This is a genomic window from Actinoplanes utahensis (assembly GCF_016862455.1).
Classification (GTDB): Bacteria; Actinomycetota; Actinomycetes; order Mycobacteriales; family Micromonosporaceae; genus Actinoplanes; species Actinoplanes utahensis.
Map to the genome: position 1 here is coordinate 1 of NZ_BOMZ01000121.1, position 15,037 is coordinate 15,037.

The following is a 15,037-nucleotide window of genomic DNA, read 5'->3' on the forward strand; positions in this document are numbered from 1 at the left end:
GTCGGTCAGATAGCGGGCGAGGCGTTCGGCGTTGAGTCCCCGCATCGCGTCCTCCACGGCTTCCGGGTCGGAGAGATCGATACCACGGGCCGTCAGCTCCGCGGCGATCTGCTTGGCCGGACCCCACGCCGCCGTGTCGTCGAACGCCTCCTCGAACGCGGGAAGGAACGTGTCGACAGCCTCGACCACCGGACCGATCCACTCCGGGCCGACCGCACGGCTTCCCAGGGCGTACCGGATCCAGCGCCGCAATACCTCCGGCAGCGCGGCACGCTGCTCGGCGTCCAGCGCCGCCTTGCGCGGCAGCCAGTCGGCCAGGAACAAGCCGACCTGTCCCGGACTCCAGCACAATGGGCCGCTGGTCATGTAGCCGTCCCCGTAATCCAGGAACAGATCAGCCAGCGATCTGGCGACCGTATCGTCCGCCGGCGCGAACCCATCCAGCAGGCGCTCCCGTTCCTCATCGCCCATCGGCGACCAATCACGGAAGTTCGGCAGGTACGGCAGGCAACGTGACCAAGCCAGCGCCCGCAACTCCAGGAAGTCCTCGTCATCGTGACGGGGCCAGGTCATGTCCGTCGTCCGCAACGCATCCGCCAGCTCCGCCAGCGCAACCTCGACCGGGCACTCGACAGCCGGCATCGGCACCTCGCCCGGCTCACGCAGCTGATCCCAGGTCTCCGCAGCCCCGGGCTGGAGCACCGCCAGCTTGTCCACCAGCACACCCCCGGCGAGGGAGATCTGCGCCATCAACGTGTGCGGAGTCTGCCCGGCGAACTCGACGAACAGCACATGCTCGCTATCCCAGACATCCACCGCCCGCCACGCCCGAACCGGCTCAAAGACAGGCGCCGCGAACCACGGTGGCGCAGGCTGACTCTCCGACAAGATCTCCAGCGTGCCATCCAGCATCGACCACTCGCCAGGGGCGGCGACACGGCGCAACGCCGCCACCGCGGCCAGCCCGTGCGGTGACGGCCGGGTCGATGCCCGGCCCACCACCTCTAGGTGGAACATCTTTTCCGGCTCCTGCTCGCCGAGCCCGGCGTCCGACCACGCCGCGCCGAGCCACTCACTGGCCCACCGCTCCACCTCGAGCACACTGTCCTCTGAAACGATCGTCACCGCGTCACGCATCAACCGGTCCGACAACCGCAACTCACGCACCGGGCGCTGCGGACGCCTCGGCTTGCCTCGTCCCGCGGGACGACCACGACTCTTGGGCATGAACCCGTCTACCACATCCTGCTCGGGGCGACGCCCGAGCGACCCGCGGTTCGCGCAATGCCACATTTGACCTGCTCGAACACGCAGGTCAGGCGTGAAGTGGGCCGGACGATGCACTATGCGAACCGCCCGATCATCGCCACCGGCGACCCACTACCGGGACGTTTGGCCAGCTCACGCCGAATCCGAGCAGCGTCAGGAGGGACTCTGTGTCGGTAACAGCGCCACGGTCAGGCGCGCGCGGCGCCCCAGGGCTCAGCTCACGCTGAGATCGAATGGAGGAATAGCGGTCTCAGTGGCCAAGCCCTGGGGTTCGAACATTGACTTGAGCCGGATTCCTCAGGTCCAGTTCCCACGCCTTGCCGCCACCTCAACTCATAGATGCATGCTGGTGTTCAAGCGCTCACGCCGGGTAGTGTCTCGGCGAGTGGTCTGGAGGCGATGGGGGTCGGCTCTTGCCGGACTGGCGTGACTTTGTGTGTAGTGCGCTTGACTTCTGGATCAACGCGGAGGGTGGACCGAACCGCATAGGTAGACCGCTGCGGATCGGCCGGGCGCACCCCTTGGAGCCAGGTTGGTTCTCAGTCGATATACGGGGCTTGCGGTTCAGCGGTATCGATCAAGTCGAGTCGCTGCGGCTGGCCGGGCCGGGTGGCTTGGAGACCGGGCCGTCGTATGCGGTGCTGGAGGCCGCGCAGGAAGGAGAAACGGTACGGTTTCGGGTTCCTGAATTCATCGATCTCGCCGAGCCGCAGCTTTGGCAGAGTAAACAGCCGCCCACCCGGCTACTCGTGAAGCTGAAGGAGGGCATCGCCGGACTGAGTGAGGCTGGCCTGGCACATGATCTCGCAGCGGGACGACTCACCGCGGCGCCGAGCCATCCGCCCCATGTCAACGGGTTCACTCCGGCCCAAGACGCCGCACGCGCAGCATGCCTGGGGCGCGGGGTCCATCTCGTATGGGGTCCTCCCGGGACGGGAAAGACTCGCGTGCTCACCGAGGCGATAGACGCTCTGGTCCGGGGCGGCAAACGGGTCTTGTTGGTTTCCTCAACCAACATCGCCGTGGACAACGCTCTACTCGGCGCGGTACGGAGCAAACGACACCAGCATGGCCATCTCTTGCGTGTCGGCCCGCCTCACCATCCGGAAGTTCTGGAACATCCGGATGTCTGTTTGCCGGTCCTGGTCGAGCAGCGGCTGGCGACGGTCAGCCGTGAACGATCTAGAATCGAGCAACGTCTGGTGCAGATCCGCAAGGAACGCGGTGAACTAGCCCGACTGGAAAACGAGCTTACCGACTTTGACGCGGACACCTACCACCGTGCGAGAAGCGCTGTGGCGGCCGCTGCCTCGGTGCCTCAATTGGCAGCCAACCTGGCCGTGGAGCAGGAAGCTGCGCGCGTCGCGCGGGCCCGGTTAGCAGACGCGACGGAAGCGCGCGATGCCGCAGAGAGCCGATGGCGTGATCTTGAAGCGGCTCGTCAGGCCTATTCTGAAGTCGACCGGCTCGATCACGAGAGCACCGAGCTCATTGCGGCTGCCGACGGCCAGGCCGCACACGCCCTGCAGGCGAGCCATGCGGCGGACCTGATCGAAGCCGAGATCCGCGACCTCACTGGTGAGCGACGTTTTCCCCGCTTACGTGATCGCAGCCGGGTGAAGAAACTGGCTGCCGATCAGGAACAGGCCAGGGCACAGGCACACGAAGCCGGCCTGAGGGCACGCGAAGCGAAAGACCTTGTCGGCCGCCAACAACACCGGATTCGGGGTCGGATCGAACAGCTGACCACCACGGCCGGCTGCAGCCGTTCGGACATCCGAGAGGCGCAGGCTTCCTTACTGGGCGCACGTCAGGAACTGAAGAAGGCGGCCACGATCGCCGATGAGACCACGGCTCGTATCGACGCCGCCCAGCAACGTCTGCTCGCCGCAGAGGCCGCATCACCGACCGAAGCACAGCGCAGTTTGCTCGCCGAGGCGGAGCGTCGTGATTTGGTGACCCTCGATGCGCAGATGCGAGTCTTGCGTACCCGGCTCAACGCTTCCGAAGGTGATTGGGGCCGCCTGGAAGCCGAGTACACCAAGGTGCAGGAGCAATACACCCGGTTGAGCCGAGACGCCGAGGGCGAGATCATCCGCGGCGCCCGCCTCGTCGCGACCACCCTCGCCCGATTGCGCACCAGTAAGCCGCTGATGGAGGGGCCCTACGACGTCGTGCTGGTCGACGAGGTCGGCGCCGCGAATCTTCCCGAGGTGCTGCTCGCAGTATCCCGTGCCGCCCAGGCGGCCGTCATGTTCGGTGACTTTATGCAGCTCGGCGCCATCATCGACAACGCGGAGGTCGGCAAGGCCGACCGGGCGGACGTGAAGAAGTGGCTGATCCCAGATGTGTTCGCGCACTGCGGAATCGCCTCGGCGGAAGACGCCGAACGTCATCCCGGCTGCACCATGCTTGACGTCCAACACCGCTTCGGGCCGCAGATCATGGGTCTGGCCAATGCGATCGCCTACGACGGCCGTCTCAAGCCCGGCGACTCCATCCGTCCGCACGTCGAGAGCGATCCGGAAATCTTGGTCGTGGACGTCGACAACCTCGGTGAGATCGGCCGCGTACGAAGTGATGGGCGTTTCAAAGGATGGTGGCCAGCCGGTGCATTGCTCGCTCGCGTCCTGTCCGACTTTCATCAGACCCGTGGAGAGCGCACGGGCATCGTGACCCCCTACGGCCGGCAGGTCGAGGCGACATTGGAAGCGCTCCGTGACCACGAGACCGGAACGACCCTGGTGACCGAAGTCGGCACCGCCCACCGTTTCCAGGGACGCGAGTTCCCGATCGTCGTCTTCGACACGGTCGAGGACGAGTACGACAGCCGCTGGATGGCCGAGGCCAACCGCGCCAAGAGTGCCTTCCTGCGTGACGGTATCCGGCTGTTCAACGTCGCGATCACCCGTACTCAGCACCGTCTCTACCTGATCGCTAGCCTGAGACGGATCGAGGCCGCCGCAGCAGATACGCCCTTCGGCCACCTCGCCGAACTCGTCAGGCAGAAACAGGCCCGGGTCATCCGCGCCAACTGTCTGGTCACCCCAACGACTACCCCGGAGGACGATCTGGCGTACCTCACCGGAAGTTTCACGGGGGAGTTGGCCGAATTGCTGGCGCAGCATGTCCGCGTCGAGGACATCCACGACGAGCGGACGTTCTACGACGTCTTCGCCGATCACATCGCATCGGCGAAGACGTCGATCTGGCTGTGGGCACCATGGACCACTACCCGTGTGAAGTCTGTTCTGCCACTGCTGCGCGCGGCCGTCGATCGCGGCGTTCGTATCACCCTTTTCGTCCGCGACCCGGGCGACAAGGTGCAACGCGAACCTGAGCACCAAGGGTTCTTGACCGACCTGCGAGCAATACTTCACACAGTCGTGGAGGTCAACGTCATGCACCAGAAGATCGTTGTCATCGACGAACGGACAACGCTGCTCGGTAGCCTCAACGTCCTGTCACAGCGGTGGACCCGCGAGGTGATGGTGGCGATGCGTGGCTCACATTTCGCGCGAAAAATGCTCGAACATGAACATGCTGCCGCCTTCTCTCGCCAGCCACCCTGCGGTGTCTGCGGCAGCCATCAAGTCGATCTTCGCCGACGGCAAAACGGAATCTGGTACTGGCGCTGCTATGCGGACACCTGCCCGAAATGGACCCCTACGGGGCGAGGCCAATGGACACAGGACATCGACCTCGGCTCGAAGTCGGTGCCCAAGAAAATCCCTTCTCAGGGCGCTGGCAAGCGCAGCTGACCCCAACCTGATCGGGGCACCGGCTGCTCGAACTTCGCCCGTTACGTGTGCACAAACCGTACGGATTCGCGGAGAACGTCGTCGGCGCCGTCAAGGTCGGCAAGTCGAGCGGCCAGCGTGGCCAGTGCGAGCCGTTCCGGCAAGGCCTGGCTGAACTTGAGTCCGTCGAGAGCCTTCTTGTTGACCTCGGGGAGGCAGAGTCGCTGGCCGGCATCGGCGATGAGGGCCCGCCATTCGGCGGGGGTGACGTTCTCCCGGAGCCTGATATGCCGGTCGTCGAAGCGCTGGATCGGATCGACGACTTCGGTCAGGGTGGCGGCGAGTGTGGCGTTCGCGCGGAAACCTGCCCAGGTCCACCAGCGCAGGTCGCCGCCGCGGTGCTCACGCAAGATGACGGTGCCACCCGGGTGTACCAGCGATGACGTGTCCTCACGCACCTGAGCGAGGCGGTCGACAGCGCGCCGGGTCAGCTTCACTGGAGGGTCCGCGCCGAGGAGCACCTCGCGCATGGCACGGCTGAGCTCGAACCCGAGTCCGGACCAACCGCCTGCCCCTGTGGACCAGCGGGCCTTGCCGCCGCCGTCGGCAGGTTCGACGAAGCAGCGCCGACGCCGCCAGTCGATGTAGGTGACTCGCCAATTGCGCCCGTTGAGCAGCAGACGACGGTCGCCTTTGACCTCTTCGGTGAGCAGCGCCGGGTCGACGCGGCCCAACTCCTCGCGGCCTACCAGCACGGTGAATTCGGGTGCACCGGTGAAGACGGCGGTCATGCTCATGAAGTGCCGGTGACCGAAACGCCGTTCAGCTTCGGGCCCGATGAAGAGCATGCCGCCGTCGCTGTCGAGGTAACCCTGGTCGATCAGGTGGCGCAGGATCGGATCGGCGCTGCGGTCGAACGGTGCAAGCCCATTCCACCACCGTGACCAGTTCTGATCTCCCGCTCGGTGTTCCTGCAGGCAGAGCGCGAGTATCTGCTGGGCGGCGATGTGCCGGGGTTCGGGCGGCGCGATGACGGGCTCCACCCATCCACGCCCCCAGAGCAGCAGCAGTGCGGCGGCTTCGATCAGGGCGTCGCCGTCGCGGGTGAGGAAGAGGCAGTTCCGGGTGCTGCCGGGCCGCCGTCCGGTGCGGCCGAGGCGCTGGAGGAACGATGCCACGGTCGCGGGTGTGTCGATCTGAATGACGCGGTCGAGGTCGCCGACGTCGATGCCGAGTTCCAGGGTGCTGGTGGAGACGATCACGCAGTCGCGAGCTTCGGCGAAGGCCTCCTCCGAGCGGCGCCGTTCATCCGCGGAGAGCGAGGCATGTGACAGGAACGTGGTGATGCCTTTGCTTCGCAGGAGGCTGCCGAGTTCTTCGACGGCTTGCCTGGACTCGCAGAAGACCAAGCGCTTCTCCCCCGCGTGTAGCGCAGCAAGGACCTTGGCAGCGTTCTGGAGGGAGCCGACGTAGTCGAGTTCGATCTCTCCGGGTGGAGTCGAGGAACTAGCGACGACGGGCAGGTCCGGTGCGACGACACGCGCCGGGCGGCTGCCCGCGCCGGCGCCTTGCAGCCAGGTCAGGAGTCGGCTGGGATTGCCGACTGTCGCGGACAGCCCGACTCGCTGAACCGGCCGGCCGATCAGGTGGGTGAGCCGTTCGAGTACGGCCAGGAGGTGCCAGCCGCGGTCGTCGCCGGCGAAGGCGTGGACCTCGTCGACCACCACTGCTTGTAACCCGGAGAAGAATGCACGATGGTCGACGTTCTGGCTGACCAACATCGCCTCCAGGGACTCCGGCGTGGTCAGCAGCACGTCGGGCCGGGCGGCCAGAATTGCCTTACGGCGGGAGGCGGTTACGTCACCGTGCCACAGCGCGGCTTTCCGGCCGAGCCATCCGGCGTACCGGTCCAGTCGGGGTTGAAGGTTGTTGAGAAGGGCCTTCAGCGGACAGAGGTAGAGCACCGACGTACCGGACCAACTCTCTGCGGCCATCCGGGACAGCAGTGGGAAGGCCGCCGCTTCGGTCTTGCCGCCGGCAGTCGGTGCCAGCAGCAGAGCATCCTCACCGGTCAGCAGCGGCTCGACCGCGGCCTCCTGCAGAGGCCGCAGGCCAGGCCACTGCAGGGAGTTGACGATGTGGTGCAGCAGGACCGGGTGCAGCAGGTCGGCAGGGGTGCTCACAGGTCGAGGGCGATCTCGTCAGCGCTGGCGGCATTGCGTTCGACGTCGGTCATCTCAGCGGTGGACATGGTGGGTGCGTAGTGCTGCCGCGGGTCGAAGTCGGGGAACTGGTCGACCCGGTCGAGAACGTCGCCGACCAGCTTCTTCAGGTAGAGGCGGGGCACGATGCCGACCTTGCCACCCAGTCCGCCGGCGACCGCGCGGGCCAGTTGGTCGAGGTAGGTGTCGTCGACGAGGTCTCGGACCCGGCTGGCGGCAGATGATCCATCGGCGTACAGGTCACGGACTCGGCCGCCCAGTTCGACCAGAGAGTCGGTGGTGAAGCCGGCTAGCCGGATCTGCACGGCACGCGGATTGTCGAATCGTGGATCCGTGGCGAAGTCGACGGCGAGACGCTGTGCCAGTGGCGCCAGACGCTGTACGCCCTGCTGTCCGTCGTAGAAGGCGGGCGTCCCGGTGATGATCAGATACAGCCCCGGGAAGCGGCCGGAGTAGACCTCGTCGATCAGTTGCCGCAGCGCGTTCAGGGCCTTGTCCCGGGCGTCGGAGCGGACCCGCTGCAGCGTCTCCACCTCGTCGAGCACGAGCAGGAGGCCGGGATGGCCGCTGTCGCGCAGCACGGCGAGCATTCCCTGGAGGAAGCTGAGCGCGGCGAAATGGTCTAGGTTGCCTTTGACGCCCGCCACCCGTCGCGCCGAGGCTGCCACGTGCGGCTGGCCACCGAGCCAGGCCAGGACCGCGTCGGCGGTGGCGGCGTCGCCGGCCAGGCTGGCGGTTCGGTACCCACGAAGCGCGGCGGCGAAGGCGGGCGCCCTTCGGCTCACCTCGGCGAGGCGTTGATCCAGCAGGACGCTCACCGCACGGTCGAGGGCCGCCGCGTCACTGGGATCGACCTCACAGGCGGCCAGCACGTCCTCTTCCAGGGCGTAGAACCAGCCGTCAACGACCGGGCGCAGGGCACTGGGCGGGAAGGTCGTGGTGGTGAGCCGTTCGGTGAGCCTGCGGTAGACAGTCTCCAGCCGGTGCAGTGGTGTCTCGTTCTCCGAGATCTGCACTTCGGCTGTGGCCAGGTTGGCGCGTTTGGCCCGTTCAGCGATCCAGCGCACGAAGAACGTCTTGCCGGAGCCGTACTCACCGCGGACGGCTTTGAAGACCGAGCCATTGGCGGCGACCGCTTCGATGTCGTCGTCGATGGCACGGTGGAACCGGTCAAGACCAACCGCGAGCAGGTCAAGACCGGTCGAGGGTACGGCCCCGCGGCGCAGCGCGTCGATGACCTCCCGCCGCCGTAACGGGCTGACGCCACTCACGACGGTTCCCCGGAGAGCCGGAACTGCTCGCGCAACAGCCGAAGATCCAGCCGTACGGTGCGCCCGTCGTCGATCAGGGTGAGCACCGGGTAGTTGTCGACGTTGAAGATGCGCTGCAGGGTGCTGACGAAGCCGGTCGCCCGGGCGGGGATCTCCCCGGCACGTTCGGCGAGCACGGCAGCCGGCAACACGCCTTTGGCCTCCACCAGTGCACGCAGTGCCGCCTCCACCTTCTTGACGTCGAGGCGGCGGGGCGTCAGCGCATGCTGGGCAGCGAACAGTTCGCTGGCCTTCAGTTCGTCGACGAGATCGGTGCGTTCGGCCTGCACAGCGGTTGCAGCGGAGGGCTCCGGAATGTCGAACAGCGCATCGCCGGCAGCAGCCGCCGGCCGCCGCCGCGCCTTGGGAGCCGTAGGCGGCACCTCTGGCGCCGTTGTAGTCCCGGTGACCGTCGGCTGCCACCACTGCGGTTGGCGCACCTCGACAGCAGACCACCCGGCCGGTACGTCGGTCACGTGAGGCAGGAGGAAAGCCAGCAGCGGAATGGTGACCTCCGCTAGCGACGCCCCACCGTGGTAACCGGCTTTGCTGGCACGGTAGCGGAGTAGCGGATCCCACAGGGCGATGATCCGGTTGTCAGGGGCGACAACTCGGGGGCCGGTCAGCTCCACCTCCCCCGGCCCGGCCGGGCCGGAGCCGGTCCGATGCCGCGCGGAGGCGGCGTCGGCAGCACGGACGTGGTCGCCGCCGTGTTCCAGGACGTGCCCGTGGTCGCTGGTGATGATGACGGCCCGGCCCGACGAGCGGGCCAGGTCGAGCAGGCTGCGCAGGAAACCGACATCGCCCAGCTGCCACCCGGCCTCGCTGCCTTCGCGGCCGTGGGCGAGCGACTCGTCCACCGTATTGATCACGACAGCGACAAGGTGACCAGAGTCAGCCACCGCCGCGGCGAGCTCACCGGCGTACACCTCACCGGCCCCACCGCGTGCAGGCCCCTTGTGGAAGATCTTGGCGTCCTTACCCCATCGCCCCTGGGCGAAGAAACGCTTTTCATTGTTCTGGTCACCGCTGCGCAGAGCACCGGCGAACAGCGATGTCCGGGAGACGGCGGTCAGCGTGGGCAGGGCGGCCACCACGCCGCGCCGCTGCCCCGGTTTCACGCCGGCGAGCGGGTCGTACTCGATCCAGTGGTGTGACAATTCGTCGGCCAACTGGATGGCCACGGCCGCGCTCATGCCGTCGAGCACGACAAGCAGCACCCGCCGATCGGTACGCAGAAGCGGCTCGACGACCCGCGGCAGCAGGTTCTCAACGGTGAGCAAACCGCCATCACTCGCCGGGCCCGCGGTGGCCCAGGCCTGTAGTCGGCCCGCGAATGCCTCATCCAGCTTCCGCCGCCGCTGCTGTGCCCGCTCGTAAATCTCCCGGAAGGCCGCCTGCAGTTCAGGATGTGCGTCGTCACCGGCCCAGACGTGGTCGATCGCCACATCCACCCAGCCCCAGTCGGCGATGTGCCGCTCCACGCCGTCGGCAACGCTGGACGGCGGTTGGACCTCTTCGCTGAGCCAGCGGACCAGCCGCTGGGCCATCTGGATCCGGCGGACCCGCTCCGTTTCGGCGGCGGCCAGTTCATGGTCGGCCAGGCTGCTGACCGCCGCGTCGAGCGCCGCGTCACCCGGCTTGTGCAGGGCAGCCAGCAGCGCGCCGGCCGCGATGCCGATCCGGCGGGTGAAGCCGGTACGGAGGATCGGACTGTCGGCCGCGGCGGCTACCGCACCGAACTGAACCAGCAGCTCTTCGGCCCGGTCCAGCACCGCATGCCCTTGCCGTCTCGCCGCCGGTTCGGACAGCATTCCACGAACCACCTGTACGACGGCGTCGGCGAAACCGGTGACGGTCGCGTCGTCGTCCAGTTTGCCGAAGTACTGGTCGATACGTCCCCGAGCCCGGATGGCCTCGTTGTCACCGGCACGCCAGACCGCGTGGCAGACAAGCCCGAGTGGCAGGGCGTCGTCGCCGTGACCGGCGTTGACGAGCGCGAACAGCGCCCGCGCGGGGCTTCCGTACTGGCCGGTCAGCCAGTGCTTCAGGCCGTCCTGCTCGGCGGGCCTAAGCAGCCCGAATGCCTCGACGGTTCCGGGTTCGGCGCTCCAGCGCAGCAGAGCGTCGACGTCGAGGTCATCCGGCCCGGCGCCGCGACGGTCGAGCCCGAAACGTACGGCGGCGAGGTGCCGCAACGCGACGTCGCGAGTCAGCACCGGCGTGGTCAGCTTCGGCCAGCCCGCCGGCGGCATCGCGTCGACCAGCGCTTCCCCGGCCCATGCCTCCTGTTCCAGGGCACTGTCGGGCTGGCGGGCGCCGAATGCCTCGACCACGAGGTCCCACGGTTCCATGGTGATGACCCTGTGACGGAACACGCGGCTGCGGACACCGTCGCCCAGGGCGGATTCGGCCAGGTCGGTGAGGAGAACCAGGACCTCATCCGGTCGATCGGCAACCAGTTGATCCCAAATCGCCAGCGGGGAGGCACAGGGCACGACTCGGGCGTTCCGCCCGTCGGGCAGAAGGATCGTCGGATCGTGCGGCCAGGCCGGCTCAGCCCGAAGAAGGATCACCGGGTACGGGCTGCCGTTGCGGTGCCGTTCGAGCTGCTGCGCAACCTTATGCCGCAGAGCGACCGGGTTGACTCGCAGAGCCCGAGCCGGCGCGGATGCCTGAGTCACGGCACGATTCTCCAGGTCACCTCGATATTGCCACTGCTGTGCTCACTGGCGAATGCACGCACCTGCTCAACTGCCTGGTCTACGTCGGAGGCGGTCACAGTGACTTGCCCGGCAGGTGAAATCCCCTCGCTGCCGCCCTTCGGGGGGTGAACGATCGGCGGCTCGATGATCGGCGGAGGCGGTTTGCGAGTGGCGCGGCGTAGCAGTTCGGTGGCGGCACTGCGAGCGCGCTGGAGAACCGGTGCCAGCGGGGTGGTTAGCTCATCCGCCTGCGCTGCGGTCCGTACCTCCGAAATGATCACTGCCGCTTCGATGGAGTACGGGTCGGGCAGGCCGGCGATGATCTCAAAGGTTTCCCAAGGCGCACCGGACAGCGCGGCAGCCACCTGAGAAGCGCTCTTGACGCTGCGGCCGGTACGGTCGGCCGGCCCGCCGAGGTCGGCGCGGGCCAACCGCTCGATGACCTCCACAGCGGGCAACCGATCCTCCAGCGCCGCGAGCAGCTCGGAGGCGGCGCGGGCTGTCGCCAGTCGTCCGGGACCGGACTCCAGGTCGATCTCCAGCCACTTCGCGTGCTGTTCCAGACGCGCGACAAGGTCGTCGGCGGCGGCGCGATGCTGGATCGCCTGCCGGGCCAGGTCCCGCCCGAAGATCGTCATGAGACGGCCCCGCCGCAACGCCACCGACCGGAATCCGAAGATCGCGACCGCTCTGCTCTGGGCTTCTTCCCAATCCTGCGGGCTGGGCAACCGCTGTTCCCGCAGGGTGAAATCGGCGTTGATCCGTCCGGGCTCCGGTGGCGGGCTCACCTCGCCACCGTGCAGGAAAAACGCCCGGTCTGACTGCTCGGCGAACGTCGCCACCACGAGCTGGGCCACGACCGGGTCGAGACCGCGCGGTTTCGGGTCGTCGAGCCAGCGCAGCAGGTCGGCAACCCGGATCTCGCCATCGATGCCCTCGCTGGCGGCCTTCTGCTGGAAATGCTGTGCCCAGTTGTTCTCGACGACGAACGCCGCCTCGTGCATGGTGCCCAGGCCGAGGGGGTTGGCGATGCGGCGCATGATCTGCCGGTGCGGCCGGTCCACCTCGACGCGACTCTCGGTCGATTCGACCGCCCGGCGGACGTAGTCGAGGACGGTCTTGACGTCGGCCGCCTTGACCAAATCACCCTTGCGATCCGGGTCGAAGTCGGGGTGGGCCGGATACTGCTGGGTGAGTATCTGGTCGCCGAGGCTACGCAGCGCGTCGGCGAACGCCGCCCCGATCGGCAGCTTCGGCTCCAAAACACGGGTGAGCGGCTGCAGATGATCGTCGAAACCGACCTTGACGTCCGTCGGCAGCTTGGCGGCCAGACCGTACGCCTGGCGCAGCACGTTCTGCATCTTGGTGAGCAGGGCACTGCGCTGGTTGGTGAGGGCGGCGTGGGCGCGGCGCCGATCATCGGGGTTGAGGTGCTCGGCGTGGCTGTCGAAGCGCTGGCCTTCGAGCAGCTTGTCGATGATCACGAGCTTGCCCAGCTCGTTGAGGCGTTCCACCGAGAGGGCGGCAGGGATCCAGCACACGGTGCGTGCCGTCGTCCGGCTGAGCAGCTCCTGTACCCGCTGCCGGTCGTCGGCCGGGCCATGGCTGCCGTCGTCAAACGGGTAGTCGATGATGATCCGCCAGTTGGACGGGTTGTCGGGGTGGAACGACTCGTCCCGGATGTCGTTCGGGTCGCGCACGTTGCCGTAGACCAGTTCGATGGTCCGGCGGCTGCCGCGCCAGGTGAGGCCCGCTTCGGTGAAGAAGGAGTCGTTCCATGTCACGCCGAGCTGCTGCCACAGCATCCGCTGGACAATGTGCTTGCGAGCGCCCTCGTTGTCGTAGTGCTTGGCAGTGGACAGCACGCTGCCCACGTCGACGCCGACCAGCTCCAGCGAGACGACCGGGTCGTCGCCCTCGCTGATCCGGATCTCGGGGAACTCGCCGGCCCAGTCACCCAGCTTGCGGGAGACCTGAGCAACCTCACCGCCCGGAATTGGGCTGGTGATGCTGCCGTGGTTCAGCGCCGACAGTCGCCTGGCGGTCAGGTTCCGCAGCGCCGGCACACTCGGCGCCAGAGAGGCCAGCAGCAGCGTCTTGATGAGCCGGTCGTCACCGGTGAACGCGCGCACCCGCCCGGCCGTCTCGGGTGGCAGGGTGGCACCTCGGCGGGCCGCGTCCAGGTCGTCGTCGGTCAAGCCGTACTGGCCGAGCAGGTACGGGCGCATCTTGAGCGCGTACAGCTTCTGGGCCATCTCGAACTCGGCCTTGAGCTTCTCGGTGAACGGCTGGTCACCACCGCTGCTGATCACGTCATAGAGGTCACCGAGCGGCACGAGCTGACCGAGACGCAGCGTGTCCCGGCGGTCGACCAGCAGCTGCCGCATCAGCTTCAAGGCGGTGCGGGAGCGCTGCAACGCGCTGGAGACGTGCACGAGCGTGGAGAGAAAGGCCGGGCTGAAGGGGTACGTCGACCGAAAGGCGTCGATGTCGGCGCCGCTGGCCGCGTCGGTGCCCAGCAGGGTGTCGAAGACTTCCCGGCGAACCTTGGTGGTCGCGTCGAAAGCGCGCGAGATCGCGGCACCGGCCTCGTCGTTGCGGGGCTTGAGGATCCGGCGGCGGGCGATCTCCGGGAGGTTGCGGTCCTCCAACTGGATCACGTCGAACCGGCCGCTGGCCAGGTTGAGGGTGTCCTGGTAACTCAGCTCGTTCGCGCCGGTCACCTCCTCACCGACGAGTTCGCGCAGGTCACGCTGCCGGGCGATGAAGCTGATAATTGGGATCGGCCGGCGGGTGTTGCCACCCTCGACAAAGTTGGTGATCTTCTGGATCTCACGGGAGACGAACTGCTGGTCACCGATCGAGTTGGCCAGCCACAGGATCAGCTCGTCCAGGAAGAGGATCAACCCGTCGTACTCGAGCTCTTCCTTGGCATGCCGGCTGATCTCGGTCAGGCCGCGGTCCAGGGAAACGAACGCCTCGGCGTCCTCCCGGGCGTTGCTGAAGAAGCCCTTGTTCCACGTGGTCAGCAGGTCGTTGACCAGCTTGCGGCGCAGCTCGTCGGAGTATGAGCCGGCGAACGCTTGGTCCAGCAGCTCGCTGGACCAGAACTTCTCGGTCTCGCCCCACTCGTCCTCGGTGTCGCCACCCGGCAGACCGTCGATGAACTGTGCGTCGCCGATCCGCCGGCGCAGGTCGGCGGCCTGCTCCAGCAGCGCGTCGGTGCGGTGCACCGCCGGGATCGGCTTGTCCGGGTGCAGCGCCCGCACCGTGTCGACATAGCCACCGAGGACCCGCTGTTCCAGCGAACGAGCATCGAGCAGGTGGTACGGGATGAGCAGGAACTTGCGCCCGTCGAGCCAGACGCTGTGCTTGTTCAGCAGCGGCGCGAACTCATCGCGTCCCCGGGCGACCTGGTCGCCACGCAGCAGCGCGTGCAGCACTGCCATGAAGTGCGACTTACCGGAACCGAACGAACCGTGCAGGTAGGCGGCCTTGGAGGCGTGCCCCTCGATCGCCGACCGGATCAGCCCGAGCGCCTCGTCGAAGTTGCCCACCAGCCGGTCGGTGACCACATACTCCTTGAGCGTGGCATCGGCGTCAGCGACGCTGGCGGCGAGGTGGAGCACGAAGTCGCTGGTGCTCGTCCGCTCCGGGATATCGATGACTTCACGGAGCAGCGGCATGGCGCTGGGCTGTGACATGCCGCTTACCGTATAACTCCAGCGCTGAAGCCGACACGACGCTCCGCCGGGTGACCGACAGAACGATCAGCCCACCTCACCGAACGG

Annotated in this window: 6 protein-coding genes; 1 reads left to right on the forward strand and 5 read right to left on the reverse strand. The window is 67.2% G+C overall.

The genetic code is table 11. The features are described from left to right. A partial coding sequence (locus tag Aut01nite_RS42100; protein ID WP_204037943.1) for a hypothetical protein occupies positions 1-1,137 on the reverse strand: 1,137 nt, incomplete at its 3' end. Between the two features lie 689 nt (positions 1,138-1,826). Here Aut01nite_RS42100 and Aut01nite_RS42105 point away from each other — a divergent pair. Continuing rightward, positions 1,827-5,030 carry an AAA domain-containing protein gene (locus tag Aut01nite_RS42105; protein ID WP_161790653.1) on the forward strand — a complete coding sequence of 1,068 codons (3,204 nt, stop codon included), beginning with the start codon at positions 1,827-1,829 and terminating at the stop codon, positions 5,028-5,030. Positions 5,031-5,071: 41 nt separating this feature from the next. Here Aut01nite_RS42105 and Aut01nite_RS42110 read toward each other — a convergent pair whose 3' ends face one another. From Aut01nite_RS42110 to pglY, 4 genes are read right to left on the reverse strand one after another with little or no spacing between them, the layout of a single operon-like run. Next, positions 5,072-7,192 (reverse strand): DEAD/DEAH box helicase, encoded by a 2,121-nt coding sequence (locus tag Aut01nite_RS42110; protein WP_043526147.1) that lies wholly within the window; start codon positions 7,190-7,192, stop codon positions 5,072-5,074. Then, positions 7,189-8,502: a BREX system ATP-binding protein BrxD gene (brxD, locus tag Aut01nite_RS42115; protein WP_043526149.1), complete on the reverse strand. Its 1,314-nt coding sequence runs from the start codon at positions 8,500-8,502 to the stop codon at positions 7,189-7,191. Before brxD ends, Aut01nite_RS42110 begins: the two co-directional genes overlap by 4 nt. Continuing rightward, positions 8,499-11,225 carry a BREX-2 system phosphatase PglZ gene (gene pglZ / locus Aut01nite_RS42120; RefSeq protein WP_161790654.1) on the reverse strand — a complete coding sequence of 909 codons (2,727 nt, stop codon included), beginning with the start codon at positions 11,223-11,225 and terminating at the stop codon, positions 8,499-8,501. Before pglZ ends, brxD begins: the two co-directional genes overlap by 4 nt. Continuing rightward, on the reverse strand, positions 11,222-14,950 hold the full coding sequence (gene pglY / locus Aut01nite_RS42125; RefSeq protein ID WP_043526153.1) for a BREX-2 system ATPase PglY: 3,729 nt from the start codon (positions 14,948-14,950) through the stop codon (positions 11,222-11,224). The genes pglZ and pglY overlap by 4 nt, the downstream gene beginning before the upstream one ends. Between the last annotated feature and the right edge of the window lie 87 nt (positions 14,951-15,037).